The organism is Comamonas sp. DB36, from assembly GCF_057914905.1.
In genome coordinates this window covers 3822590-3849063 of sequence record NZ_CP196631.1, presented here as the reverse complement: position 1 = coordinate 3849063, position 26474 = coordinate 3822590, and the positions used below count along the sequence as shown (strand labels likewise).

The 26474-nt window shown below is 67.5% G+C and carries 23 protein-coding genes; 7 read left to right on the top strand and 16 right to left on the bottom strand.

The window, feature by feature from the left end; translation table 11 throughout:
• Window positions 1-84: 84 nt before the first annotated feature.
• From ampD to ACSVDO_RS18000, 7 genes are all read right to left on the bottom strand, one after another.
• A complete protein-coding gene (gene ampD, locus ACSVDO_RS18030) occupies window positions 85-720 on the bottom strand; it encodes a 1,6-anhydro-N-acetylmuramyl-L-alanine amidase AmpD (RefSeq protein WP_489593806.1) in 636 nt (211 codons plus the stop codon).
• Window positions 680-2149 carry a sigma-54-dependent transcriptional regulator gene (locus ACSVDO_RS18025; RefSeq protein WP_332684108.1) on the bottom strand — a complete coding sequence of 490 codons (1470 nt, stop codon included), beginning with the start codon at window positions 2147-2149 and terminating at the stop codon, window positions 680-682. The genes ampD and ACSVDO_RS18025 overlap by 41 nt, the downstream gene beginning before the upstream one ends.
• 12 nt (window positions 2150-2161) lie before the next feature.
• Window positions 2162-3925: an ATP-binding protein gene (locus ACSVDO_RS18020; RefSeq protein WP_489593804.1), complete on the bottom strand. Its 1764-nt coding sequence runs from the start codon at window positions 3923-3925 to the stop codon at window positions 2162-2164.
• Between the two features lie 20 nt (window positions 3926-3945).
• The gene (locus ACSVDO_RS18015) at window positions 3946-4197 is read right to left on the bottom strand and encodes a PP0621 family protein (RefSeq protein ID WP_332539560.1); all 252 of its coding nucleotides are present in this window, start codon (window positions 4195-4197) and stop codon (window positions 3946-3948) included.
• Window positions 4194-4979: a cytochrome C assembly family protein gene (locus tag ACSVDO_RS18010; RefSeq protein ID WP_332539562.1), complete on the bottom strand. Its 786-nt coding sequence runs from the start codon at window positions 4977-4979 to the stop codon at window positions 4194-4196. The genes ACSVDO_RS18015 and ACSVDO_RS18010 overlap by 4 nt, the downstream gene beginning before the upstream one ends.
• A gap of 112 nt (window positions 4980-5091) precedes the next feature.
• Window positions 5092-6012, bottom strand: coding sequence for a GGDEF domain-containing response regulator (locus ACSVDO_RS18005; protein WP_489593801.1), 921 nt, complete (start codon window positions 6010-6012; stop codon window positions 5092-5094).
• Complete coding sequence (locus ACSVDO_RS18000; protein ID WP_489593799.1) at window positions 6009-9047, bottom strand: response regulator; 3039 nt, start codon at window positions 9045-9047, stop codon at window positions 6009-6011. The genes ACSVDO_RS18005 and ACSVDO_RS18000 overlap by 4 nt, the downstream gene beginning before the upstream one ends.
• A gap of 290 nt (window positions 9048-9337) precedes the next feature.
• Here ACSVDO_RS18000 and ffh point away from each other — a divergent pair, with 290 nt between their 5' ends.
• The gene (gene ffh / locus ACSVDO_RS17995) at window positions 9338-10732 is read left to right on the top strand and encodes a signal recognition particle protein (RefSeq protein WP_332539566.1); all 1395 of its coding nucleotides are present in this window, start codon (window positions 9338-9340) and stop codon (window positions 10730-10732) included.
• Window positions 10733-10835: 103 nt separating this feature from the next.
• Here the strand turns inward: ffh and ACSVDO_RS17990 are convergent, their stop codons facing one another.
• Window positions 10836-11792 carry an IS110 family RNA-guided transposase gene (locus ACSVDO_RS17990; RefSeq protein WP_489593684.1) on the bottom strand — a complete coding sequence of 319 codons (957 nt, stop codon included), beginning with the start codon at window positions 11790-11792 and terminating at the stop codon, window positions 10836-10838.
• 307 nt (window positions 11793-12099) lie between these two features.
• On the opposite strand from ACSVDO_RS17990, the gene ACSVDO_RS17985 reads away from it, so the two are divergent.
• Window positions 12100-12630 carry a C40 family peptidase gene (locus ACSVDO_RS17985; protein WP_332537542.1) on the top strand — a complete coding sequence of 177 codons (531 nt, stop codon included), beginning with the start codon at window positions 12100-12102 and terminating at the stop codon, window positions 12628-12630.
• 327 nt (window positions 12631-12957) lie between these two features.
• On the opposite strand, the gene miaB is transcribed toward ACSVDO_RS17985, so the two are convergent.
• From miaB to fdhD, 3 genes are all read right to left on the bottom strand, one after another.
• Window positions 12958-14286 carry a tRNA (N6-isopentenyl adenosine(37)-C2)-methylthiotransferase MiaB gene (gene miaB / locus ACSVDO_RS17980; RefSeq protein WP_489593796.1) on the bottom strand — a complete coding sequence of 443 codons (1329 nt, stop codon included), beginning with the start codon at window positions 14284-14286 and terminating at the stop codon, window positions 12958-12960.
• Window positions 14287-14364: 78 nt separating this feature from the next.
• Window positions 14365-14742, bottom strand: a complete 378-nt coding sequence (locus tag ACSVDO_RS17975; protein WP_332537544.1) for a hypothetical protein — start codon at window positions 14740-14742, stop codon at window positions 14365-14367.
• 76 nt (window positions 14743-14818) lie between these two features.
• Window positions 14819-15715, bottom strand: a complete 897-nt coding sequence (gene fdhD / locus ACSVDO_RS17970) for a formate dehydrogenase accessory sulfurtransferase FdhD (protein ID WP_332682771.1) — start codon at window positions 15713-15715, stop codon at window positions 14819-14821.
• Between the two features lie 57 nt (window positions 15716-15772).
• Here fdhD and ACSVDO_RS17965 point away from each other — a divergent pair, with 57 nt between their 5' ends.
• Window positions 15773-16543, top strand: a complete 771-nt coding sequence (locus ACSVDO_RS17965; RefSeq protein WP_489593793.1) for a TOBE domain-containing protein — start codon at window positions 15773-15775, stop codon at window positions 16541-16543.
• A 9-nt stretch (window positions 16544-16552) separates the two neighbouring features.
• Here the strand turns inward: ACSVDO_RS17965 and ACSVDO_RS17960 are convergent, their stop codons facing one another.
• Window positions 16553-17695 (bottom strand): MFS transporter, encoded by a 1143-nt coding sequence (locus tag ACSVDO_RS17960; protein WP_489596433.1) that lies wholly within the window; start codon window positions 17693-17695, stop codon window positions 16553-16555.
• Window positions 17696-18103: 408 nt separating this feature from the next.
• On the opposite strand from ACSVDO_RS17960, the gene otnI reads away from it, so the two are divergent.
• Window positions 18104-18874: a 2-oxo-tetronate isomerase gene (gene otnI / locus ACSVDO_RS17955; RefSeq protein ID WP_489593791.1), complete on the top strand. Its 771-nt coding sequence runs from the start codon at window positions 18104-18106 to the stop codon at window positions 18872-18874.
• A 100-nt stretch (window positions 18875-18974) separates the two neighbouring features.
• Here the strand turns inward: otnI and ACSVDO_RS17950 are convergent, their stop codons facing one another.
• The gene (locus tag ACSVDO_RS17950; protein WP_332547838.1) at window positions 18975-19988 is read right to left on the bottom strand and encodes a Bug family tripartite tricarboxylate transporter substrate binding protein; all 1014 of its coding nucleotides are present in this window, start codon (window positions 19986-19988) and stop codon (window positions 18975-18977) included.
• A gap of 200 nt (window positions 19989-20188) precedes the next feature.
• On the opposite strand from ACSVDO_RS17950, the gene ACSVDO_RS17945 reads away from it, so the two are divergent.
• Window positions 20189-21094, top strand: a complete 906-nt coding sequence (locus ACSVDO_RS17945) for an MBL fold metallo-hydrolase (RefSeq protein WP_489593789.1) — start codon at window positions 20189-20191, stop codon at window positions 21092-21094.
• 24 nt (window positions 21095-21118) lie between these two features.
• On the opposite strand, the gene ACSVDO_RS17940 is transcribed toward ACSVDO_RS17945, so the two are convergent.
• The 3 genes from ACSVDO_RS17940 to nikR all read right to left on the bottom strand — a co-directional run bounded on the left by ACSVDO_RS17940 (window position 21119) and on the right by nikR (window position 24382).
• Entirely contained in the window at window positions 21119-21826 is a 708-nt protein-coding gene (locus tag ACSVDO_RS17940) for a DUF4198 domain-containing protein (RefSeq protein WP_489593787.1), read from the bottom strand.
• A 6-nt stretch (window positions 21827-21832) separates the two neighbouring features.
• A complete protein-coding gene (locus tag ACSVDO_RS17935) occupies window positions 21833-23818 on the bottom strand; it encodes a TonB-dependent receptor (RefSeq protein WP_489593785.1) in 1986 nt (661 codons plus the stop codon).
• Window positions 23819-23947: 129 nt separating this feature from the next.
• Window positions 23948-24382, bottom strand: coding sequence for a nickel-responsive transcriptional regulator NikR (gene nikR / locus ACSVDO_RS17930; protein ID WP_489593783.1), 435 nt, complete (start codon window positions 24380-24382; stop codon window positions 23948-23950).
• 141 nt (window positions 24383-24523) lie between these two features.
• On the opposite strand from nikR, the gene ACSVDO_RS17925 reads away from it, so the two are divergent.
• Together ACSVDO_RS17925 and ACSVDO_RS17920 are read left to right on the top strand one after the other, a co-directional pair.
• A complete protein-coding gene (locus tag ACSVDO_RS17925; protein WP_489593781.1) occupies window positions 24524-25507 on the top strand; it encodes an ABC transporter permease in 984 nt (327 codons plus the stop codon).
• 36 nt (window positions 25508-25543) lie between these two features.
• Complete coding sequence (locus ACSVDO_RS17920) at window positions 25544-26473, top strand: ABC transporter permease (protein ID WP_489593780.1); 930 nt, start codon at window positions 25544-25546, stop codon at window positions 26471-26473.
• Window position 26474 lies beyond the last annotated feature (1 nt).

The window sequence follows — 26474 nt, the reverse complement described above, 5'->3', positions numbered from 1 at the left end:
CGCTGAACACGGCAAATTTTTTTTTGCGGCGTGGCAAAAAACAGGTGGTTGCCAGACGCCGGTTGACGCTGCCGAAAAAACGCCTTATGCGCTTGGCGGCCATTCCAGTTGCGCGGCCGCGAGCGCGCCGCGCAGCCGCGCCCAGTCGAAGCCCGGGCCGGGGTCGAGCTTGCGGCCCGGCGCGATATGTTCGTGGCCGGCGACATGGCGTATGGGGTAATGCGCGACGAGGTCGGCGCACAGCGCGGCGAGCGCCGCGTACTGCGCGGCTTCGAACGTCAGGCCTTCGAGGCCTTCGAGTTCTATGCCTATGGAGTCGTCGTTGCAGTTGCCGCGACCGCGCCAGCTGGACGCGCCCGCGTGCCAGGCGCGCTGGTCGCAATCGACGAACTGCCAGATGACGCCGGCGCGCGTGATGAAGAAGTGCGCCGAGACCTCGATGCCGCGTATGGTCTGGTAATAGGGATGGGCGTCCCAGTCGAGCTGGTTGGTGAACAGTTGCTGCACCGCGCCCGTGCCGTATTCGCCGGGTGGCAGGCTGATCGAATGCAGCACCAGCAAGTCGATTTGCGCGCCCTCGGGCCGCGGGCCGAAGTTGGGCGAGGGCAGGGCGCGCGCGGCCTGGTACCAGCCGCCTTGCCAGCGGCTGGCGGGCCAGCGATCGCCGGGTTCTGTCGGCTCAAGCCAGGGGGTCGGTGTTGTCGGCGGCGTCACTGTCATGGGGTGCGGTGATGTTCAGGCGCGCGATGCGGTAACGGATCTGGCGCAGGCTGATGCCCAGCCGGGCCGCGGTCGCGGTGCGGTTGAAGCCCATTTCATGCAGCGCGCGCACCAGGATGTCGCGCTCCTGCTGGTCCAGCCAGGCTTGCAGGTCGTGGGGCAGAGGCGCGGCGTCGGCTGCGGCGTGGTCGCCAGCCGCCGCCACGGGCGCGGCACTGAGGGGGTCGGGCGCGGCGGCGTCCAGCGACAACTGCTGGCCTTCGCTGAGCGTGAGCGCGCGATGCAGCTGGTTTTCGAGCTCGCGCACATTGCCCGTGAGCGGCAGGCGCGCGAGCTGCTCGAAGAACTGCGCCGACAGCTGCGGCGCGGCGCAGCCGGTCTCGGCCGCAATACGTTCGAGCAGCACTTCGCACAGTGCCGGCAGGTCTTCGCGGCGTTCGCGCAGCGGCGGCAGATGGATCTCGATGACGTTGAGCCGGTAGTACAGATCCTGGCGAAAGCGTCCCGCGGGCACTTCCTGGGCCAGGTCGCGGTGGGTGGCGCTGACGATGCGCACGTCGACCGGCTCTTCCTGGGTCGAGCCCAGCGGGCGCACGCGCCGCTCCTGGATGGCGCGCAGCAGCTTGGCCTGCATGGCCAGCGGCAGATCGCCGATTTCGTCGAGGAACAGCGTGCCGCCGCGCGCCGCCTGGAAGTAGCCGTTGCGGTCCTGCGTGGCGCCGGTGTACGAGCCCTTGCGCGCGCCGAAGAACTCGGCTTCGAGCAGATTGTCGGGAATCGCGCCGCAGTTGACCGCGATCAGCGGGCCGTCGGCGCGGTGGCTGCAGGCGTGCAGCGCGCGCGCCACCAGTTCCTTGCCCGTGCCCGATTCGCCCTGGACCAGCACCGGTGCCATGCCTTTGGCGACCTTGAGAATGTTCTGCTTGACCGCGCGCATCGCCGGCGATTCGCCGACCAGCTGCGCCAGCGCGCTCGCCGGGTCGGCCAGGCGCGCTTCGGCTTCGCGCCCGCCCGTGCCGCGCGCGCCGCGCCCGGGCGTGGCGCTCGCGGCCGGCGCGGGCCGGTGCACGGCCGAGGCCACGACCGCGCGGAACTGCTTGAGGTCCACGGGCTTGCTCAGGTAGTCGAAGGCGCCGGCGCGCAGCGCTTCGACGGCATTCTCGGCCGAGCTGTGGGCCGTGATGACCACACAGCGCTCGGGGCGCTGCTGGGCGCGCAGCTCGTGCAGCAGGTCCAGCCCCAGGCCGTCGGGCAGGCGCATGTCGGTGAGCACGGCGTCGAAGCGCTGGGCCTGCAGCGCCGCGCGTGCTTCCTGCACGCTTTCGGCGGTTTCGACGCGGTAGCCTTCGCGCAGCAGGGTCAGCTCATAGAGCGTGCGCAGGTCGGGCTCATCGTCGATGACCAGGATGGAGGCAGCAATATCAGACATGGGGCACAGGTGTCATACGACGATGGTGTCAAGGCGGAAGGAGGGCGTACCCAGGACGGCAGTGGGATAGAACACCAGCGTGAAGGCATTGCCTTCGACGCTGCCGCGCGTGGTGCTGCGCGCCAGTCGCTGGTAGCCCAGGCGCGCGCCATAGCGCTCGCACAGCTCCCTGCATATATAGAGACCCAGGCCGGTGGACCGGCTCTGCGACGAGAAGAAGGGCTCGAACAGGTGGCGCTGCACCGAGGCATCGAGCGGCGCGCCATCGCTCCAGACCTGCAGCCATACCTGGGGGCCCACAGGGGGGGCGCTGCCGGGCACGGGCGCCGTGCCCGCATGGCCGGTGTGCACCTGCAGGCCGTCGGCGGCGTCGCTGCGAAAGCGCTGGGCGTTGTCCAGCAGGTTGACGAGCACGCGCCGCAGATGTTCGGCGTCGAAGGCGACCAGCGCCTGATGCGCCTGCAGCTTCACCAGCGCCTGGCGCGCAGCGCCCTCGGCGCCGGGCGCCTGGCTGCGCCACTCCTGCCAGATCGACTCGACCTGCTCGTCCAGCGGCAGCGCGCTGGCTTCGGCGGCATGGATCTGCTGCTGCACGCGCGCGATGTCCAGCACTTCCTCGGCAATGCGCGCCAGGCGCTGGGCGTTGTGCGCAACCATCTGGCTCAGCCGCTGCTGGCCCGGGTCGGTCAGGTCTTCGGCGAGCAGCGCGTTGGCCTGGCTGATGGCGGCCAGCGGATTGCGGATTTCATGCGCCACGGCGGCCGACATGCGGCCCATGGCCGCGAGCTTCTCGGTGCGCAGCCGGGCCTGCATCTCGCGCAGGTCATGCAGAAACACCACGCACCACTGCGCCGCCAGCGCGTCGCCCGCCAGCGGCGGTGCATCCAGCGGGCTCGTGAGCCAGGTGCGCACATGCAGGCCCAGCGGATTGTGGTCGGCATGCACCAGATCCATGTCGGCGCTCAGCGCCGCGCCGCTGGCAAAGGTCTGCTCCACCAGCGTGGCCAGCGGCGCATTGCCGGCGCTGGCGGTGAGCGCGAACGGCAGCAGCAGGTCCGCGCCGCAGCCGAGCAGCAGCCGGGCTGCGGGGTTGGCGGTATGCACCTGGCCCTGGCGGTCCATGGCCAGCACGCCGTCGTCGAGGTGGTGGATGATGAGGTGATTGACCTGTTCCTGCAGATGGGCCGCCTGGCGGCTTTGCAGCGAAAGCTGCTGTTCACGCTGCAGGCGCTGCGCGAGCTGGTGCGTGAGGTAGGCCATCAGAAAGTAGCCCGCACAGGTCAGCGCCGTCTGGAAGTATTGCTGCGTGAGATCCGTCATGCCCTGGCGGCCGGTCCAGCCGGTCCAGCCCAGCAGCAGCAGGGTGACGCCGGCCGTGGTGGCGAAGGCCAGCAGCAGCGTGCCCAGCGCCGAGGCCATCAGGATGGGCAGCGCGAGCAGCGGCGCGTAGTTCATGGTGCCGGTCTGCTGCAGCTGCAGCAGGCAGACCACGGCGATGTCGACGCCGATCAGCGGCAGCCATTGCCAGCCGACCTGGGGCGGCGGCGGCGCGCGCCGCCCGGCGACGCGCGTGAACAGCGTCAGCGCCAGATAGATCGCGCACACCGCCCAGATCAGCGGCGTGGTCTGGCTCTGCACCGTGAGGCTCAAGCCCTGCAGCGCGAGCAGCACCACGGCCACCAGTACCCGGCCGTTGAGAAAGCCGTTCCACAGCCGCACGACCTGCGGCTCGGCGGCGAAGAGGCGGGGGGCGGCGGTCGGCAGGGGCGAGGCCATGGCCAGGGCGCAGCGCCGGCTCAGGCCGGGCCTTGCGCGCGGTGTTCGGCGCTGCAGTAGTACGCGGGCCGGGACGCGTTGCCCAGCACCAGCGCATCGCTGCGCGGCAGGTGCAGCCCGCAATGGGCGCAGGCCACCATGTCCTGGGGCGGCTGCAGCCGGCTGTCGGCGCGCGCGGCGGGGCGCCGCGCTTCAAGGTTCTCGGCACGGCGGCGGCTGCGCCAGACGCCCACGGCGATCACGATCACCAGCAGGACCAGAAGATACTTCATGCAAAACGCTCCAGCAGGACTTCCATGACAAAACGGGAACCTGCATATGACAACAGCAGCAGCAGCGCGCCCGCGTACAGCACGTGCACCGCATGGCGGCCGCGCCAGCCAAAGCGCGCGCGGCCGATCAGCAGCGTGGCGAAGGTCAGCCAGGCCAGCAGCGAGAAAACGGTCTTGTGGTCCCAGCGCCAGTCACGGCCGTACAGCGCTTCGCCGAACAGCCAGCCGGCGAGCAGCGTGGCCGTGAGCAGCCAGAAGCCCGCGGCGACAAAGCGGAAGGTGAGCCGTTCAAGCGTCAGCAGCGGAATGCCGCTGTCCTGGTCGGCCGCGAGGCGCATGCGTTTTTCCGCATGGTTCATCAGCGTCGCGTGCACGACGGCGGCGGCGAACAGACCGTAGGAGGCAATGCCCAGCGCCAGGTGCAGCGGCAGCCAGGCCGAGGAGTTGACCTGCAGCGGCTTGCCGGGAAACAGCGCGGCGAGCAACACCGCGGCCGCACCCAGCAGGCCCAGCAGCGCGCGCGTGCGCAGCTTGGGGTACAGCTGCTGCTCGACACCGTAGACGGTGAGCATCAGCCAGGCGGTGATGGACAGCGCCGTGGCGAAGCCGAAGTGCGGCGTGGCGCCCAGTTGCCCCCAGGCGAGAAACGCTGCGTGCAGCGCCCAGGCAATGCCCAGCGCGGTGCGCGCCGCGGTTTCCCCGATGCGCGCAGCGGGAATCGCGTAGGCGCAGGCCGCGGCCAGGGCCAGGAACCAGGTCAGGACCGGGAAAGGAGTATGCATGGAGGCAAAGGAAACCATCTTTCAATGATAGACCGGTGCAGACCGAATTCGCGCCGCCGTGGATTGGACTTGCGCGCGCACGGTGAAATCTCGCGCCGCGCACGCACGCATGTCAGGTCTGCGTCCATGTGACCGTGCGGTTGCGGCCCTGGAATTTGGCGGTGTAGAGCAGGGTATCGGCTTTTTGCAACAGCTCGGTCGGCGTGATCCGATCGAGCTGGCGCGCCACGACCAGGCCGCAGCTCACGGTGAGCGTGGAGCCGGTCGGCGAGTCCGCGTGGACGATGGCCTGGGCGACCACCGCCTGGCGGAAGTCCTCTATGCGCTGCACCAGCGATTCATCGCCCGGCATCAGCAGCGTGAACTCTTCTCCGCCTATGCGCGCCGCGAGATCGTCGGGCCGGCGCGCATGTGCCTGCAGCGTCTGCGCCACGGTGCGCAGGGCTTCATCGCCCTGCAGATGGCCATAGCGGTCGTTGTATTGCTTGAAATGGTCGATGTCCACCAGCGCCAGTCCCAGCGGGATGCCCGCGCGCTCGCAGCGGCGCCAGGCGCGGTCGAACTGGGCGTCGAAATGGCGGCGGTTGGCCAGGCCCGTGAGACCGTCGATCTGCGCCAGCCGCTCGAGCGCGCGCCTTTGCAGCGCGAGGTGGATCTGGTTGCGCACGCGCACGCGCACGATGGCCGGGCGTATGGGCTTGGAGACATAGTCGGCCGCACCCAGGTTGAGTCCGTACTCTTCGGCCGCATCGTCGCTTTGGCCGGTGATGAAGATCACCGCGATGCCCGCCGTGCGTTCGTCGGCGCGCAGCGCACTCAGCACGTCATAGCCGCTCATGCCGGGCATGCTCACATCGAGCAGTATCAGCAGCAGCTGCGCGGCTTCGCGCTGCGCATGCGCGAGCGCGCCCGGCCCGTCCTTGGCCAGCAGCACGCGGTATTCGCCGCCCAGCATCTCGGCCAGCGCGTTGCGGTTGAGCCGTTCATCATCGACCACCAGAATGGTCGGACGGTCATCGAGGGGCAGATTCATGGCGTGGAATCCTGGTCGGAAAAAGCCAGGCCTTGTGCGAGCGCATGAAGCGCGGCCAGGGCCCGGTCGGTTTCGAGATCATCCACATGGTCCTGGATGGCCGCGAGCTGCGCGCGCTGCGCGGGCGGCAGAAGCTGCGACAGTTGCTCGAGCTGGGCCACGGCCGCATAGTCGCCGTGGACGATCAGGCTGCGCAGCAGCGCCAGCCGCTGGGCAATGTCGGCGTCGCTGACGCGGACGCTGTCGGGCGGCGGCGGCAGCGCGCCGCGGGCCGCGTTCTGCGCGACCTGTGCAAGAAGCTGTCGCAGCGCGCTGTCGAACGCCGGCAGCGCGCGCTGCAGCGCTTCGTGCTGGCGATGGGTGGCCAGGTCCTCGAGCTGGGCGGCCTGTTCGATCAAGGCCGCAGCGCCCAGATAGCCGAGCGCGCCCTTGAGTTGGTGGGCCAGCGCGGCCAGCGCGGCGCAGTCTTGCGATTGGGCGGCCTGCGCGAGCGCGTCGGGCGCGCCGCCGAAATCTCGCACCAGGCCCTGCAGCAGGCGCTGTACGCGCTCGGCGTTGCCCGCGAAGCGCGTGTGCACGGCCTGCCAGTCGATCAGCGCAGCGTCGCCGGGCGGCGGCGCGGCCCGCGTGCAGGGCTGCAGCAGCTGGTCCAGCGTCGCATACAGCTGGTGCTCGTTTATGGGCTTGGTCAGGTGGGCGTCCATGCCGGCCGCGCTGATTTCACGCCGGTCTTCCTCGCGTGCCTGCGCCGTGAGCGCGATGACGGGCAGGTGCTGCCACGCGGGGTTTTCGCGGATCGCGCGCGCGGCCGTGAGGCCATCCATTTCGGGCATGTGCACGTCCATCAGCACGGCATCGAAGGGCTCGCTGTGCAGCAATTCGAGCGCATGCCGGCCGTGTTGGGCGCAGGTGACCTGCATGTCGACCAGGCGCAGAAAGTCGGCCGCGACTTCAAGGTTGAGTGCGTTGTCGTCGACGACGAGCACGCGCTTTCCGCCTAGCCGTCCGGCAAGGTCGGCGACCCGCAGCGCGGGCACCAGCGCGCCGTGCATGGGCGTCTCGGCGACCAGCGGCGGACGGAAGATGTCCTGGATGGTGTTGAACAGCACCGATTCGGTCACGGGTTTGATCAGCAGGCCTTGCACGCCCAGCGACTCAGCGCGGCGCAGCACTTCCTCGCGCGCATAGGCGGTGACCATCAGCACCGCGGGCGTGGCGCTCAGGGACGCGTGCTCGCGGAAGTGGCGCGTGACTTCGAGGCCGTCCATTCCGGGCATGCGCCAGTCGAGCAGCACCAATTGGTAGGGCTGGCCGGTGCTCGATGCCTGTTGCAGCCGCTGCAGTGCGGCTTCGCCCGACGCCACGGCATCCGCGACCATGCCGAAGCCGCCGAGCATCTCGCTGAGGATGTGGCGGGCGCTGGCGTTGTCGTCGACGACCAGCGCGCGCTCGCACAGCGCCGTGCCCAGGTGCAACTGGTGCGCAGCCATGGTGCTCTGGGCGGGCGAGAGAGCGGCGGTGAAGCGAAAGCTGCTGCCTTCGCCGAGCGTGCTCTGCACGCTGATCTGGCCGCCCATGAGCGCGACCAACTGCTGGCAGATGGCCAGCCCCAGGCCGGTGCCGCCGTAGCGGCGCGTGGTCTGTGCATCGGCCTGGGAAAACGGCCGAAACAGCCGCTGCATCTGCTCGGGAGTCATGCCTATGCCGGTGTCGCTGACCTGCACTTCGAGCATCAGCCGCGCGCTGTCCGGGCCCAGGCGCACCGCAACGGAGATTTCCCCTTCCTCGGTGAACTTGACGGCGTTGCCGACGAGGTTGGTGAGGATCTGACCCAGGCGCAGCGGGTCGCCGCGCAGCCGCCGCGGCACTTCGGGCGCGATGCGGTAGACGATCTCCACGCCTTTTTCCTCGGCGCGCAGCGTGCTGATCGCCGAGACCGTTTCCAGGATGGCGTCGAGATCGAAATCGACTTCCTCCAGGCGCAGCATGCCGGCCTCGATCTTCGAGAAGTCGAGGATGTCGTTGATGATCGCCAGCAACGCCTTGGCCGACACTTCGACCTTGTCGAGGTAGTTGCGCTGCCGGGGCAGCAGCGGCGTCTGCTGCAGCAGGCGGGTCATGCCGATGACGGTGTTCATGGGCGTGCGGATTTCATGGCTCATGGTCGCCAGGAAATCCGATTTCGCGCGTTCGGCCGATTCGGCCGCCGCCTTGGCCAGTTGCAGCGAGTCGTAGCTGTGCTGCAGCTTCTCCTTGGCCAGCCTGACCTCGGTCATGTCGCGGGAAATGCCCAGCAAGCCGGTCAACTCGCCGTTTTCGTCGCGAAACGGGCTCTTGATGGTCTCGAAGATGCGCATCTGGCCCAGATGCATGATGTACTGGTCCGAGGTGTGGGCACTGTTGGACAGCAGTACCTGCTGGTCGCTGGCTTCGCATTCGGCCACGCCTTCGGGAAAGAATTCGGCGTCGGTGTTGCCCAGGATCTGGTGCTTGGGGCGCGCGAAGAAGCGCATCGCGGCATCGTTGCAGAACAGGTAGCGGCCCTTGAGGTCCTTGAGATAGATGATGTCGGGCGTATCGCTGAGCACCGCATCGAGCAGGCGCGCAGTGTCTTTCCATTGGCGCGTGCTTTCCTGTACCTGGCGTTCGAGCCGGCTGTTGAGCGCGCGGATCTCCGCTTCGCGCCCTATGCGCTCGCTGGTGTCGCGCGACAGCGTGAAAAACCGTTTCTGCCCGTCCACGCACTGACAGGAAATCTGCATCTCGACCGGCATCAGCGAGCCGTCCTGGCGGCGCAGCTTGTCGAGCCAGCGGGTGGAGCGGCCCGGCTCCATGCGCTCCCAGAGCTGCTCGAGCGCCTTTGGGGCGTGCGACGCCGACAGCGCGCTCATGTTCAATCGCAACAGATCGTCATATTTGTAACCCAGGCTCAGGCAGGCCTGGGCACCGACGTCGAGGATCCGGCCGCGTACGTCGTGCAGGATGAAGTCATCGGCAATCTGGTCCAGATACTGGCGATAAGGAATGTCGGGCATGACAGCTCCAGAAAGCGTGAGGCGGCGAAGGCAGGACGCACGGCAAAGCCGGAGCCTGCAGTTACAAATTGCTGGTCCGCCTGTTTCAAATCGTACACGCTTCGCCGGCAACGCCAATCCCCGCGCGGCGCGTGCCGTCAGGGGCATGGCCCGCGCCGGCGAACCGGTGCAGCGGGTAAAATTCACGACTTCACTCTTGCATGCTGCCGCCCTTGCGCGCCACGCGGTGCGGTCCTGCCCACGACCGGCCGTTCCTGGCCGGCCGCAGCAACTACCGGAACTTCCTGCTTATGGCCTCCGCTCTTACCGAAAAACTCTCGCGCCTCGTCAAGGAGATGCGTGGCCAGGCCCGCATCACCGAATCCAACGTGCAGGACATGCTGCGCGAAGTGCGCATGGCCCTGCTCGAAGCCGACGTGGCCCTGCCCGTGGTGCGCGACTTCATCGCGCGCGTCAAGGAAAAGGCGCTGGGCCAGGAAGTGCTGTCCTCGCTGCAGCCCGGCCAGGTGCTGGTCTCCATCGTCAACGCCGAACTCGCCGCGACCATGGGCGAAGGCGTCAGCGACATCAACCTCAATGCCCAGCCGCCGGCCGTGATACTGATGGCCGGCCTGCAGGGCGCGGGCAAGACCACGACCACGGCCAAGCTCGCCAAGCACCTGATCGAAAAGCGCAAGAAGAAAGTGCTGACCGTGTCGGGCGACGTCTACCGCCCCGCGGCCATTGAGCAGCTCAAGACCGTCACCGCCCAGGCGGGCGCCGAATGGTTCCCGAGCACGCCCGACCAGAAGCCGCTGGACATCGCGCGCGCCGCGCTCGACTACGCCAAGCGCCACTTCTTCGACGTGCTGCTGGTCGATACCGCGGGCCGCCTGGCGATCGACGAAGTGCTGATGCGCGAAATCCAGGAGCTGCACGCCGTGCTCAAGCCCGTGGAAACGCTGTTTGTCGTCGATGCGATGCAGGGCCAGGATGCGATCAACACCGCCAAGGCGTTCAAGGAAGCGCTGCCGCTGACCGGCATCGTGCTGACCAAGCTCGACGGCGATTCGCGCGGCGGTGCGGCGCTGTCGGTGCGCCAGATCACGGGCGCGCCGATCAAGTTCGCGGGTGTGTCGGAAAAGCTTGACGGCCTCGAAGTGTTCGATGCGCAGCGCCATGCGGGCCGCGTGCTGGGCATGGGCGACATCGTCGCGCTGGTCGAGCAGGTCACGGCCGGCGTCGACATGGAAGCCGCGCAGCGCCTGGCGGCCAAGGTCAAGAGCGGCGACGGCTTCGATCTCAACGACTTCCTGGGCCAGATCCAGCAGATGAAGCAGATGGGCGGGCTGTCCAGCCTGATGGACAAGCTGCCCAGCCAGATGTCGGCCAAGGCCGGTCAGGTCGACATGGACAAGGCCGAGCGCGAAATGCGCCGCAAGGAAGGCATCATCTGCTCGATGACCGCCAAGGAGCGCAGCAAGCCCGAACTGATCAAGGCCACGCGCAAGAAGCGCATCGCCATGGGCGCGGGCGTGCAGGTGCAGGAAGTCAACCGTCTGCTCAAGGAGTTCGAGCAGATGCAGGACATGATGAAGAAGATGAAGGGCGGCGGCCTGATGAAGATGATGAAGCGCATGGGCGGCATGAAGGCCATGAAGGGAATGATGGGCGGTGGTGGCGGAATGCCCAAGCTGCCGTTCTGAGGTTTGCCCGGACTTGTCCGCAAAACCGGCCTGGCGTGATGCGCAGGTCGGTTTTTTTTCTTCTGGAGCACGGAGCGTTCACCCTGAGGTTCTATGGTTTTCGTCAAGCGTTTACCGCCATCCGTGAACCATCGAAGCAGCTTTTCTGCTTGAACAGCGCGAACGCTACACGCAGCAGTTTTCGAGCAAGCACGATCAGCGCAGCTGTCGTGCTCAATCCCTTTTTGCGCTGAGCCTCATACAACCCGCTCCAAGTCTTGGTTCGCGCAGCTGACATCGCGGCTGCAAACAGCAGGCGCCGGATCTCCGGCCAACCCCGCTTGGACAGCCGCCTTTGGCCCATCTTCTTGCCCGAATCATTCGGGCGTGGGTCCAGTCCGGTGAATGCAACCACTGCATCCGAACTACGTTCTTGCATACGCCCGAACAGCATCACAAGCAGCGATCCGCAGACCAGACCCAGTCCTGGTACAGAGGTAATGTGTTCGAATGCCTGTTGGCTGGGTGGGTCCATCTTGATGGCCGCAGCAAGTTTCGCATCGACGCGCTCGATGGCTTGCTTCAACGCCTGAAGCACCGGGGCATCCAAGCTCTTGAGCATCTTGCTGTGGCTGCCCGCTTGCGTCAGCGCGCTGCGCTGACGCACCAAGGTTGCGCGGTGGCCAATGAGTTCACGCACTTCTTCTTGGGTCTGTGTGGGCGGCTGCCATTGGCGCAGTTGCTCATGCTCACGGCAAACGTAGCGCGCCAGCATAAGGGCATCAATGCGGTCGGTCTTGCCGCGCTGGCCCACAGACTGCGCATAGCGGCGCGCGTCCAGCGGGTTGAGCACATAAACGCTCAGGCCTGCTGCATGTGCAGCCTGTGCCAGCGCCTGGTGATAGCGGCCTGTCGATTCAAGCCCTATCGCGCATCCACAAGGCAGTGCGCGCAGCAACTGGGCTATACCTTTGGCGGTGTTGTCGAATCGCTGCACACGAGTCTGTCCCTGAATGGCGACGTCCAAATGCGCGCTTGCCACATCCACACCAACAAAATTAGTAGCTTGTTGGATCTTCATCGCTCAAAATACGAGTGCCGGGGTGGACCCTGCTGTCGGCGTGAGCTTGCAAGAATTGGCGATCGAGACTGCAAATGCAGGTGACGTCGCCAGGTTCCTTATCGACGCTCGGCGCAGGGATGGGGTAATGACTCAAGAAGTCGGTCCGTTGGGTCTAAAGCAACGGCCGATGCCTGTCGATGTCCCTCCATCCCGGCTCCTCGCCCTTTCTTGAAGTTTGGTTGATGGAGACCAAACCATACAAGCCTGTCGAAGGGTGTGTTTCTCGGGATTTGTCCCGAGCGCGTCCCTTGCCCATAATGGCCGCATGCAAACGATGACTGAGCCCACCGCCGCGCCGTCGCGCCGGCTTCTCCTGTCGGCGGCGCTGGCCGCGGCAGCCACTCTGGCGGGCTGCGGCTCGGCGCCCGCGCGGCGCAGCTCCGGCGCGCCCGCTGTCGCGCCGCTGGCCATAGACGGCACGCTGCGCGACGCGCTCTACGCGCGCACCATGCTCGTCGTCAACACCCCCTATACCTATGGCGGCAACACGCCCGAAGGCGGCTTCGACTGCAGCGGGCTGGTGCAGTACGCATTGCAGGGCATCACCGAAAAGCGCCTGCCGCGCAGCACCAGCCAGTGGGCCACGGTCAGCAATCCGATTGACCGCGGCGAACTGCGGCGCGGCGACTTCGTGTTCTTCAACACCTCGGGCGGGCGCTTCTCGCACATGGGCATCTATGTCGGCGCCGACCGTTTCGTGCACGCGCCGTCGAGCGGCGGCATCGTGCGCGTGGTGGGCATGGACAACGTCTATTTCCGCAAGCGGTTCACCGAGGCCCGCACGGTATTTGCGTAAACTTGGACCGGGCAGGGCTTCGACAGGCTCTCAAGAAACAGCTTTTCTTCGCTAGATAAATCAATTGCTTAGCGATGGGTGAATTTTAGAAAACAGCGGCGTCAAGAAGATAAATGCCGTTCGCCCTGAGCTTGTCGAAGGGCGTTTTAGGGCGTGCTGCAAAAAAACATGGCTACTGTACGAAAGCCCTGCGTTCATCCTTCGACAAGCTCAGGACGAACGAAAACCAACATAGGCTCCGCTGCTTCTTGATGACGCCTGGCGAGACGTGTCTCGCCTAGCCCGTTCAGGGCGAACGGTATCTATCTGCTGGATGCCGCTGTTTGATCAGTGCCGTACCAGCACTTCGCCGCGCAAGGTATAGGCCTTGGCTTCGGTGATCTTCACGTCGATCATCTGGCCTATCAGCCGCTCCTGGCCCGCGAAGTTGACCACGCGGTTGCATTCGGTGCGGCCCATCAGTTCGCTGCCGTCGCGCTTGCTGATGCCTTCGACCAGCAGGCGCTGCACCGTGCCCACGCGCTCCTCGCTGATGTCCTTGATGTTGCGGTTGATCACGGCCTGCAGCTCCTGCAGGCGGCGCAGCTTGACTTCATGCGGCGTGTCGTCGTGCAGGTTGGCCGCGGGCGTTCCCGGGCGCGGGCTGAAGATGAAGCTGAACGAGTTGTCGAAGCGCACGTCGTCAATCAGCTTCATCATCCTCTGGAAGTCTTCCTCGGTCTCGCCGGGGAAGCCGACGATGAAGTCGCTGCTCATCGCCATTTCGGGGCGGATGGCGCGCAGCTTGCGCACCGTGCTCTTGTATTCCATGGCCGTGTAGCCGCGCTTCATCGCCATCAGGATGCGGTCCGAGCCATGCTGCACCGGCAGGTGCAGGTGGCTCACCAGCTTGGGCAGCCTGGCATAGGCCTCGATCAGCCGCGGCGTGAACTCGTTGGGGTGGCTGGTGGTGTAGCGGATGCGTTCTATGCCGGGAATCTCGCTGACATATTCCAGCAGCAGTGCGAAATCGGCGATTTCCTGGGTGTCGCCCATCTTGCCCAGATAGGCGTTGACGTTCTGGCCCAGCAGCGTGACTTCCTTCACGCCCTGGTCGGCCAGGCCCGCGACTTCGACCAGCACGTCGTCGAACGGCCGGCTGACTTCCTCGCCGCGCGTATAGGGCACGACGCAGTAGCTGCAGTACTTGGAGCAGCCTTCCATGATGGACACGAAGGCCGAGGCGCCTTCGACACGCGCCGGCGGCAGATGGTCGAACTTCTCGATTTCGGGAAAGCTGATGTCGACCTGGGGCTTGGACTTGGCGGCGCGCGCGTTGAGCAGATCGGGCAGGCGGTGCAGCGTCTGCGGGCCGAAGACCACGTCCACGTAGGGCGCGCGCTTGATGATTTCCGCGCCTTCCTGGCTGGCGACGCAGCCGCCGACGCCGATCAGCACGCCCTTGTCCTTGAGATGCTTGATGCGGCCCAGGTCGCTGAAGACCTTTTCCTGCGCCTTTTCGCGCACCGAGCAGGTGTTGAACAGGATCAGGTCGGCTTCATCGACGTTCTGCGTGGGCTCGTAGCCCTGGGCGGCGTTCAGCACATCGGCCATCTTGTCCGAGTCGTACTCGTTCATCTGGCAGCCGAAGGTTTTGATAAATACTTTTTTGGACATCGTGGGACTCTCGGCAAAGCGGTATGCCTGCGCACGCGCAGACAGCAACCAGGCAGCGCGCAGGCGCGGCGCGGGGATTCAGGGGCGCTTGAGCGCGGCTTCTTCAGGCGTCAGCACCCAGGCGGTGTGCAGCCATTGGGTGCTGGGCTCGATCACGTAATTGACCAGCAGGTTCTGGCCGGCCACGGTGTGGGCCATGACGAGCCGGCCTTCGGTGCTGAACAGCCTGAAGCCCGGCGTGGTGCGCATGGCCTTGCCGTTGAGCGTGACCTCGGGCATGGTGCCTATGACCAGTTTGCCGCGCAGCGCCGCGGGCGGGAAGTTGCGCGTGCCCGCGGCGGCGGCCGTGACGGCGGGCGCGTTCTGGGCCTGGGCAGGCAGCCAGGCGGCGCCGGCCAGCAGCATGCAGCCGATGGCGCGCGCGCGCAGGGAAGGAGAATGGAGGCAGCGGTGCATGGTGTATATCCAGTGGCTGAGGCCGTGATTCTACGGAGTTGGGCGCAGCGCAGTGGCGCGCTGGGGCAATGCGCTGCTATGGGGCGATCGCCGGCTGGCCCGCTCCAGGCGCGTAGAGCACGCCGCTGGGCGCGCGGCACAGGCCCCAGAAACGCAGTCCCGTGAGCTGCGCCAGGCGCACGCCCATGGCCGTGGGCGCGGAGATGGTCGCCAGCGCGCCGATTCCCAGCTTCGCGCATTTGCGCACCAGCTCATGGCTGCCGCGACTCGACAGCACGACAAAGCCGGGCTCGCCCAGCCGGCCCGTGCGCGCCAGCCGCCCGAGCAGCTTGTCGAGCGCGTTGTGCCGGCCCACGTCCTCGACCACATCGCACAGCTGGCCGTCGGCCAGCGCCCAGCCGGCCGCGTGGATCGCGCCCGCATGGGCATTGAGCAGCTGCTTGCCTTTCAGCGCCTCTATGGCGCGCAGTACCACCGGCAGATCGATGTCGGCGACCCAGGCGCGCGCGGGCAGCGGCGCAAACGACAGATCGAGCGCCGCAAAGCTCTCCACGCCGCAGACGCCGCAGCCGGTGCGCCCGCTCATGCTGCGTCGGTGGTCCTTGAGGCGCGCGAAGCAGCGCGAGGAAATCTCGATCTGCACTTCCATGCCGTCCATGCCCTCGGGCAGGCCCGCAGCGCTGGCCGCGACCGGCGTCACGTCGATGCCGAAGCAGTCGGCCGCGCTGTCGATCAGGCCTTCGCTGAGCGCAAAGCCCAGCGCGAAGTCTTCGAGGTCCAGCGGCGTGCCCAGCATCACCGCATGCGATATGCCGTTGAAGACCAGCGCGATCGGCACTTCGCTGGCCAGCGTGCGCTGCTGGGCGAGGACTTGTACCGCGCTGCCGGCGTGCGCATCGGGCAGGCGGTGCAGCGCGACCGCATGCTCGCTCAGGGGGGCGACGGAGGACAGGGGACGGGGGGCGCAGGACATGGCGCATTATCGGCCGTAAGGCCCTGATCCCGGCATGAACCGCGGCATGATGGCGGCATGCAAGATCCGACTTCTTCCTTGTCGCTCGCGGCCGCGCTGGACCATGGCCCGGCCGACAAGCGCATTTCCATCCTGCGCCAGATCGGCGCCGGCGGCTCGATTTCCGAGGCCGCGCGCACCGTGGGCGTGAGCTACAAGGCCGCGTGGCAGGCGCTCGACACGCTGACCAATCTCGCGGGCGTGCCGCTGGTCGAGCGCGTGGTCGGCGGCGCGGGCGGCGGCGGCGCGGTGCTCACGCCCGCGGGCCAGGCGCTGCTCGATGCGGCCCAGGCCATGGACGCGGCGCGCGCCGAAGTGCTGGCGCGCCTGAGCGGCCAGGCGCCGGTGGCCGCGCGGCTGGCGCTGCGCACCAGCATGCGCAACCAGTGGCCCTGCGTGGTCGAGGCGCTGCAGATCCAGGGGCCGCTGGTGCGCGTGCAGTTGCGCGGCGCGGACAGCGCGGCGGCGGCGCTGCGGCTGGCGGCGCGCATCACGCATGAGAGCGCCGAGCTGCTGGGCCTGGCGCCCGGCCTGCCGGTGCTGGCGCTGGCCAAGGCCACGGCGGTGCAGGTGCGCGCCGGGCTGGCCGATCAGGCCGCGGGTGAAAACTGCTGGCCGGCGCGCGTCACGCGCGTGGCGCGCGGCGACGCGGGTGACGAAGTCGCAGCCCAGCTCGATGCGGGCGTGCACATGGTGGGCTTTGCCGATGCAGGCAGCGGCCTGCGCGCGCGCGCGCGGGTGCTGCTGTCGCTGCCCGAGACCGCGCTGGCGCTGGCCGTGGTCTCCTGAAGCTGCGCGTTACTGCAGCTCCTTGCCCTTGAGTTCGGGAATCAGCAGGGCAGTGGCAATCATGTCGAGCACATAGATCGCGGCCAGCAGCGCGATCGCGACCTGGAACGAATAGGCCATGGCCACGGCGCCGACCACGATGGGGCCCAGGCCGCCGATCGCGCGACCGATGTTGAACAGCACGTTCTGCGCGGTGGCGCGCGCTTCGGTCGGGTAGGCCTCGCTCATCACCGCGCCATAGCCGCCCATCATGCCGTTGACAAACAGGCCCAGCAGCGCGCCCGCCCAGAGCATGGCCGTGGGGTCGCTCAGCTGCGAATAGGCCAGCAGCATGACCACCGAGCCCAGCTGGAAAATGAGGAAGCTGGGCTTGCGGCCAATGCGGTCGGCCAGCTGGCCGAAGACCCAGATGCCGGCCATCATGCCCAGCACCGTGACCGCGGTCCACAGCGAGGACTTGGTCAGGTTGAAGCCCAGCTGCTTGGACAGGAAGCTGGGCATCCAGATCATGATGCCGTAGTAGCCGAAGTTCTGCACCGAGGTCAGCACGATCATGCCTATGCTCACGCGCGTCGTCGCCTTGTCGCGCATCAGCAGCTTGAGCGCGTGAAAGCGCGGCGCCTTGACGCGCTGCTTGCGCACGAACACTTCGGGCTCGTGCAGCTTGTTGCGTATCACCCAGGCGACCAGCGCCGGAATCACGCCGACCAGGAACATGCCGCGCCAGCCTATCATCGGCAGCAGCAGCGGCGTGAGCAGCGCCGCGGCCAGCACGCCGACCTGCCAGCCCAGCGCCACATACGACGACACGCGCGCACGGTGGCGTGCGGGCCAGGCTTCGGCTGCCAGCGCCATGCCGATGCCGAACTCGCCGCCCAGGCCTATGCCCGCGATCGTGCGGTAGACCAGCAGGTCCCAGTAGCCTTGCGCGAACGCGCACAGTCCCGTGAACACCGCGAACAGCACGATGGTCCAGGTCAGCACGCGGATGCGTCCGTAGCGGTCGCTCATCGCGCCGAAGAAGAAGCCGCCGATCACCGCGCCTATCAGCGTCCAGGTCACGAGCGAGCCGGCCTGGCCGGGCGTGAGATTCAGATCGGCCGAGATCGCCGACAGCATGAAGCCCAGGATCAGCAGGTCGAAGCCGTCCATGGCATAGCCCACGGCCGAGCCCGCAAGGGCTTTCCAGCTGTAGCCGTTGATCTCGTCGGGAGCGCTGGCCTGCGCGGCTGCGCCAGGCGTGTGAGGGAGGGAGGACAAGTCGATTCCTTGGTCAAACAAAATGCTCCGGTCTGCTGGCGCGCCAACGGGGCCGTGGCTGCGCCTGCTGCGGGGCAGCAGTCTCCAGGCGCGGCTGCGCCCGGCAGGCATGGGGGAGGCAAAAAACGGGGATTCAGGCCGGTCGCGGCTGCGAGGGCTTCTGATAAAAGCAAAAGCCCGGCAAACGGGCAATTTGCAGGGCTTGAAGGAGGCGCGTCAGGCGCGTGCAGGCGCTCGCTGAAAACTGGCCGGATTGTACATAATCGTCCGGTTCGTGTTGTGCACCACCGAGAAAGACCCATGCCCCGCTTTGCCGCCAACCTGTCCATGCTGTACCGCGAAGTCGATTTTCTCGAGCGCTTTGCCGCGGCCGCGGCCGATGGTTTCCAGGCCGTCGAGTTTCTTTTTCCCTACGACCACGCGCCCGAGCAACTGGCCGCGCGCCTGCGCGCGCATGGCCTGCAGCAGGTGCTGTTCAATGCCCCGCCCGGCGACTGGGACGCGGGCGAGCGCGGACTGGCCTGCATCGCGGGGCGCGAGGCGGAGTTTCTCGCGGGCATCGAACGCGCCTTGCTCTATGCGCAGCAGCTCGCTTGCCCGCGCATTCATGTGATGGCCGGCATCGTGCCCGCGGCCGGCAACGCCCATGCCACCTATGTCGGCAACCTGCGCGCCGCGGCCGCGCTGGCCGCGCCTTGTGGCGTCACGCTCATGGTCGAGCCCATCAACGGCCGCGACATGCCCGGCTATTTCCTGCGGCGCCAGGACCAGGCGCATGCGCTGCTCGAAGAGATAGGCGCGGCCAACGTGCAGGTACAGATGGATCTCTACCACTGCCAGATCGCCGAAGGCGACCTGGCGACCAAGCTGCGCCAGTACCTGCCCACAGGCCGCGTCGGCCACCTGCAGATCGCCGGCGTTCCCGGGCGCCATGAGCCCGATGTCGGCGAGATCCACTACCCCTATCTGTTCGCGCTGCTCGATGAACTGGGGTATGCGGGTTGGGTGGGGTGTGAATATTTGCCGGCGGGCGCGACCAGCGCGGGGCTGGGGTGGCTGCGGCGTTCATAGGCCCTTCGACAGGCTCAGGGCGAACGGGGATGGGCTCAGGGCGAACGGGGAGGGCTCAGGGCGAACACTAGAAAAACCGTTCGTTGCTGTTGACTGCCGTTCACAGCGTCATATGGTTGTCCTTGATGACCTTGCCCCAGCGAGCCAGGTCCTTGGCGATCAGTTCGCCGAACACCGCGGGGCTGCTGGGCATGGGCTGGGCGCCTTCGTTCTGCAGGCGCTCGAGAATGGCCGGGCTCTTGAGCGAAGCGTTGATCTGCGCGTTGATGCGCGCCACCACGTCGGCCGGCATGCGCGCCGGGCCGACCACGCCATACCACTGGTCGGCTTCGAAGCCGCGCAGCGCGGCCGCCTCGGCGACCGTGGGAACGTCGGGCAGGATGGAAACGCGCTGCGGTGACGAAACCGCCAGCGCCTTGATCTGGCCCGCGCGCAGTTGCGCGAGCACCGCCGGCACGCCGGTGAACAGCGCCTGCACCTGGCCCGCGACCAGGTCGTTGACGGCCGGCGCCGTGCCCTTGTAGGGCACATGCTGCATGTCGATGCCGGTCTGCTGCGCCAGATAGGCCATGGTCATGTGCGCGGCGCTGCCGTTGCCGCCCGAGCTGTAGTTGATCTTGCCGGGGTTGGCCTTGGCATAGGCGATGAACGAGGCCAGATCCTTGACCGGCAGCGACGGGTGGACCACCAGCACGTTGGGCACGCGCGCCACCCAGGCGATGGGCGTGAAGCTCTTGATCGGGTCGTAGGGCAGCTTGGGATACAGGCCGGGCGTGATGGCCAGCGTGCCCACATGGCCCATCAGCAGCGTATAGCCGTCGCCCGCGGCCTTGGCCACGCGGTCGGCGCCAATGCTGCCGCCCGCGCCCGCGATGTTCTCGGGCACCACCGACTGGCCCCAGGCCGTGGTCAACTCATGGCCGATCGCGCGCCCCAGTATGTCGGCCGACCCCCCGGGCGTGAACGGAATGATCATGCGTATCGCCTTGTTCGGGTATTTGGCCTGCGCGAAGGCCGGTGCCAGCGTGGCGCCCAGTCCGCCGGCGAGGGCGAGCTGCACCCATTGGCGGCGATCCAGGGAGGCGGAATTCAGGGGAGAGCGGAGTGCGGTCATGCAAGTGTCCAGGCGGCAAGAAAATCGGTGGCCCAGTCTACGGAGTGCTACATTGGCTGCGCTCAGGGTTTGCCCGTGGGGCAGGCCACAATCGCCGCTCGCACCCGTTTGCGGGTCGGGTGTTTCTTCTGTCAACACCACAAGGACGATCGACTATGGAAACAACACGCCGCCAATGGCTGTTTTGGGGAGCGGGAACAATGGCTGCGGCCGCAGGCGTTTCGGGCTGCGCCCAGGTACCTGCCACGGGCAGCTCTCAAGGCTTCTTGCGCCAGAAGATCGGCAAGGCCCAGGTGGTGGCGGTGAGCGACGGCGTGGGGCGCAGGCCGCTGGCCGAAGGTTTTGTGCGCAATGCGCCTCTGGCCCAGGTGCAGGCCGCGCTCGCGGCCCAGGGCCTGCCCACGGACACCATCGATGTGCCCTACACCTGCTTCGTGCTGGAAGTCGACGGCAAGCGCTATCTGCTCGACACCGGCTTTGCCGACAACGGCCCCGCGGGCACGGGCCAGCTGCATACGAACCTGCGCGCTGCGGGTATAGATCCGGCCACCATTGACGCGGTGTTGCTGAGCCACCTGCACGGCGACCATATCAACGGCCTGTGCCGCAAGGACGGCAGCCTGGTCTATCCCAACGCGCTGGTCTATCTGCCGTCGCCTGAACACGCTTACTGGTTCGACGCGGCGCGCCGCGATGCCGCGCCCGAAGCTGCGCGCGGCGGCTTCCTCGCCGTGCAGCGCGTGTTCCAGAACTATCCCGCGGACCAGCTGCGCCTGTACGAGCCCGGTCTGACCGTGGTCGGCGGCATAGAGAGCATTGCGGCGTTCGGCCATTCGCCCGGCCATACGGCGCTGGCGCTGGGCTCGGGCAAGGACCGCTTCACCTATCTGGCCGATGCCGCGCATTTCCCCGCGCTGTTCGTGCGCAATCCCGACTGGCAGGTGCAGTTCGACATGGACCCGGTCCAGGCGCGCGCCACGCGCCACGCGCTGCTGGCGCGCGTGGCGCGCGAAGGTGGCCTGGTCGGCGGCTTTCACTTTCCAATGCCTTCGCTGGGCCGCATCCGCAAGCAGGGCGCAGGCTACGAATGGGTGGCGCAGAAATAAGTCCCGGGGGCGAGGCCTGCGGTCTCAGTGGACGGCAAAACTGAACAAGGCCTCATAGCTTCTTTCGGTGATTCGCGCATCGCCTGGCACCGGCTGGCGAAAGATGACCTGCACATGATTGGTGCCGCGCCTGGTCTGGATCCTGGCTTGTCCCTGGCCGTCGGTCATCGCCACGGGGCCGTTCTCGCCCAGGCGCACGCTGGCGCCGGCCAGAGGCTGGCCCTGCAGCCGCACCTGCAGCTCGAGCCAGTCGCCGGCGTGCGGCGCGCGGCCCTGCTGCGGCGTGACCTCGAAGTCCTGGCCCAGCACGCGCTGCGTGAGCGCGTTCCAGACGACCACGGTCTTGTGGAACTTGCGCGCATGCACGCCGCGCGTCGCGCCGGGGTTGCGGTCCATGGGCACATTGCGCATCGCGCCGCCGGCGCTGCCGCTGAAGAAGCCGTTGTCGAGTTCGACGGCAATCAGCGCGGCCTCGGGCGCGGGCACGAATCTGAGGCCTTGCTGCGCCGGCTCGACACGCGCCTCGATGCCGCGCCCGCGCCGGTCGAAGGCGCGCACGCTTTGCAGCTTTGCGGGATCAAAGGCTTCAAGCTGGCCCGCATGGCCGCCGAACTGGATCAGATAGCCGCCGCGCGCGTCGGGCTCGAGCCAGACGTTGTGGGCCTGGGCGGCGCCGGCGAGAACGGCGGCGCTGCACAGCGCGCTGCGGACAAGGGATGGCAAGGTAGGCATGGTGGTTCAGAGGGAAAATTGCAGACCGAGCAGCACGGTGCGTGGAGCGCCGGGTGCGACCAGGCGCTCGCCGCCGATCACGGACATGCTCGAGGCATGGGGCTTGTCGGCGAGGTTGCGCACCATCAGGCGCAGCGTGCCGTCCTGCAGGCCCAGCGCCGCGGGCAGGCGGTATTGCAGGCCCAGGTCGGCCACGTGGTAGGCCGGGCTCCAGACGCTGTTGGCGGCATCCACGGCCATGCGGCCCACATGGCGCAGCGCGCCCTGCAGCGCCCAGTCAGGGTGCATCTGCCAGCGCGCCTGCAGCGTGCTGGTGTAGCTCGGCACGGCCGCGACCTGGCGGCCCACAAGCGCGGCGTTGGCGTTCTGGGTCACGCGCGACTGCGCGCGGCCGTAGTTCCAGCGCAGCTCGACGGACCTGGCGGGCGTCCAGACCGCCTGCAGCTCGGCGCCGCGGCGCAGGGTCTGGCCGAAGTTCTCGTAGATGCCGGGCGCGAGGTTGCGTATCTCCTGGCTTGACGCCATGCGGTACAGCGCCAGGTCCAGCCACAGCTGGCGGCTGGCGCGCCACTGCAGGCCCAGCTCGGTCTGGCGAAACACATTGGGGTCGAGCTGGGCCGCGCCCAGCGCGTACTTGGCGAAGTTGCCGGGCAGCGCAAAGCCTTCGCTCCAGCTCGCGCGCAGCGTCAGCTGCTCGCTCACCAGCGAACTGAATCCCAGCTTGGGGCTGGTATGCGCCACACGCTGCATGCGCGTGCAGGTTTCGCTGCCGGTTTCGGCGCCCAGGCGCGTGCAATCGCCCGTGAAGCGGTCATGGCGCAGGCCCAGGCTGGGCGTGAACAGGGGGTGAAGCTTCCAGTCGAGCTGGCCAAAGGCCGCGACGTTGTTGAGCGCCGCCTCGCGGTTGTTGATCGCGGGCGCGGAGCGCCGCCGGTCCTGCAGGTCATCCCAGTAGCCGTAGTCGGTCGACTCACGCAGCGCTTCCAGGCCCAGCGTCCATTGCGCCGAACGCGTAGCACCACTGAGGTTCAGGCCCGTGCCGGCAACGCTGCGGTCATAGCGCTCCTCGCGCTGCACCCAGTTGCCGGCCTTGGGGCGCGTGAACCAGCGCACGAAGTCCTGCGAAGTGCCATAGACATAGGCCAGCAGGTGCGTGTCCTGGCCCAGCTCGTAGTTGATGTCCAGGCGCAGCGTCCTGAAGTGTTTTTGCGAACCGTCGCCCTGTACGCGCACGTCCTTGCCCTGGGGATCGGCAAGCCACTGCGCATAGCCCAGGTAGCCGGGCGAGTCGCCTTCGGCCGCATGCAGCCGGCCAGACAGCGCGATGCGCAGGCCGCCGCCGAGCTGGTGCTGCCAGCGCGCGCTCAGCGTGCTGCGCTGGTTGCCCGAATCGGGCCGCGCGCCGTCGCCGCGCGCGTGCTGGGCGGCCAGGAACAGCTGGCTCGCAGCATCGATGCGCAGGCCCAGCGCGGCCTGGGCGTCAAGCGCGCCGTGGCTTGCGGCCTGCAGCGCGACATCGCGGTATTCGCCGCTGCGGCGCGTGCGCAGCTCGATCAGGCCCGCGCGATTGAAGTTGCCCTGCAGCACCGAGACCGGACCCTGGTGCACGGCGACTTCCTCGAGTTCCAGCGGCACGACCACGTTGAGATCGAAATAGCCGTCGGCATGCGACATCGCCTCGTTGAGGGAGATGCCGTCCAGCGTCGCGGCGATGTCGCCGCCATGGCCGCCGCCCGAGAACCCGCGCAGCACCACGCTGTTGGCGACGCCGCTCAGCTGGTAGTCGTTGACATGCATTCCCGGCACCTGGCGCCACAAGGCCTCGACTTCGGACAGCGCGGCTTGCTTGATCTCCTCGCTTCCCAGCGTGGGCACCGAGTAGGCCGCGCGGCCGGCCTGCAGCGCCTGGCCCTTGACGGTGACAGGCGCGAGCACGCTTTCCTGCGCGGCCGCAGCCAAGGGCAGGCCCAGGGTCAGGAAAGCAGCAGCCACCAGGCGCGCTGCCGTTGGGTGAGGACGGGAAGGGAAAAGGGCGGTGGAGTTCAACATGTATGAAGTTTTCAGCAAACTTCATACCAAGTGGCGCAGCGGTTGTGCGCACCTTTGTGGTGCGACTGGGTGTCAATCGTGATGATGGTGGTGCGTGTCTGCCCCGACCTGGCCCATGACCACGTTCAGCTGCCCATGGTGTACGCCGCGCTCGGCCATCAGCTGGTTGGCGAACTGCCGCACCTGTTCGGCCGGGCCCTTGAGCATCACGGTCTCCAGGCAGCGCGAATGGTCCAGATGCACATGGGTGGTGGCAATCGTCAGATGGTGGTGGGCATGCTGCAGCCGCGCCAGGCGCTCGGCGAGTTCACGCTCATGGTGGTCGTAGACATAGGAGAGATTGGCGACGCAGGGTCCCATGGCCTGCGTGGCTTCGCGCTGGCGCCCCAGATGCGTGAGCAGCAGATCGCGTATGGCCTCGGAGCGGTTGCTGTGGCCGGTGCGCGCCATCAAGGCGTCGAATTCCTGGGCCAGGCTGTCCTGGAGCGAAATGGTGAAACGTTGCATGGACGGAATGCTAGCGACGATCGTGCCGGGTCGGACCTGGGGCGAAAACCGATTTTGCTTACTCGCTTTCGTTCGTTGCGCGCGCCGGGGGCGCGCTTCTATGCTGGTGGGCGCTTCTCCTTCTCCATTGCATTGATCCTCATGAATCTTCTCAAAGCCGGCCGGGTCCTGCGGCGCACGCTGTGGCAGGCCGTGCCCACCGTGATCGGCGTGGTCGTTCTCAACTTCTGCCTGCTGCAGCTGGTGCCCGGCGACGCGGCCGATGTGATCGCCGCCGAATCGGGCTCGGCGACGGCCGAGAGCATGGCGCAGATGCGCAGCCATTTCGGCCTTGACCTGCCGGTGCTGCAGCAGCTGGGCGCCTATCTGAACAATCTCGCGCATTTCAGCCTGGGCACTTCGCCGCGCTACAACATGCCGGTCACCGAACTGATTGGCGCGCGCCTGCCCAACACCTTGCTGCTGATGCTGGCCGCGCTGGGCGCGGCGCTGGCCGTGGGCCTGCTGCTGGGCAGCATCATGGCCAGCCGCGTGGGCCGCTGGCCGGACCGCGTGCTGTCGGTGCTGGCGCTGCTGCTGTATTCGACGCCCAGCTTCTGGCTGGGCCTGATGAGCGTGGTGCTGTTTTCCGTGCACCTGGGCTGGCTGCCCACGGGCGGCAGCGCGAGCATTGGCACCCACCTCACGGGCTGGGACAGCGTGCTCGACCGGCTGCGCCATCTGGTGCTGCCTGCGCTGGCGATGTCGGGCTTCTATGTGGCGATCTTCTCGCGGCTCACGCGCGCCTCCATGCTGGAAGTCAGCCGCCAGGACTTCGTGCGCACCGCCGTCGCCAAGGGCCTGCACCCGCTGCGCGTGAGCTTTCGCCATGTGCTGCGCAACGCGCTGATTCCCGTCACCACGGTCGCGGGAATGCACTTCGGCACGCTGCTGGGCGGCGCGGTGGTCGTCGAGACGGTGTTCAGCTGGCCCGGCCTGGGCCGGCTGGCGTTCGAATCGGTGATGGCGCGCGACTACACCGTGCTGCTGGGCATCCTGCTGCTGTCGTCGCTGCTGGTGATCCTGGCCAACATGCTGGTCGATCTGCTGCATGCCTGGCTGGACCCGCGCATTCAACTGCGCTGAGCCCGCCCTCCATTTTTCCCTCCGAGACTGCTTTCCATGTCCACTCCCTATCCCGCAACGCGCACCGGCCCCGGGCTGCTCGCGCTGCATGTCCTGTGGCGCCGGCTGCGCGGGCTGTCGGCCGGCGCCGGCGGCCAGGCCGCGCTGCAGGTCTTCGTGCGCAATGCCGCTGCCGTCGGCGGCGTGCTGTTCCTGCTGCTGGTGCTGGCCATGGCGCTGGCCGCGCCGTGGCTGTTTCCCGGCGATCCGCTCGACATGGTGGCCACGCCGCTGCTGTGGCCCGGCCAGGACCCGGCGTTTCCCCTGGGCAGCGATTCCATGGGCCGCGACGTGCTGGCCGGCATAGCGCATGGCGCGCGCATGTCGCTGTCGGTGGGCGTGGTCGCCGCGGTGCTGAGCCTGGCGATAGGCGTCGTTGTCGGCGCGACTGCGGGCTACTTCGGCGGCCGGGTCGACGATGTGCTGGTGCGCGTGACCGAGCTGGTCCAGACCATGCCGTCGTTTCTGTTCGTGATCGTGGTGGTGGCCATAGGCCAGCCTTCGGTGATGGTGATCGTGCTGGCCATAGGCCTGGCGTCGTGGCCGGTGATTGCGCGCCTGGTGCGCGCCGAGTTCCGCACGCTGCGTGAAATGGAGTTCGTGCTGGCCGCGCGCAGCCAGGGCTTCGGCCACCTGCGCATCATGCTGCAGGAGATGCTGCCCAACGCGCTGCCGCCGGTCATCGTGACCACCTCGGTGCTGGTGGCCAGCGCCATCCTGATCGAGTCGGCGCTGTCCTTTCTGGGCATGGGCGACCCCAACACCGTGAGCTGGGGCAGCATGATTGGCGAAGGCCGCGAGCTGCTGCGCACCTCCTGGTATCTGTGCGCGCTGCCGGGCGCGGCCATCGTGCTGACGGTGCTGGCTCTCAATCTCGTGGGCGAAGGCCTGAACGACGCCCTCAACCCCCGACTGCGCGGACGCTGAC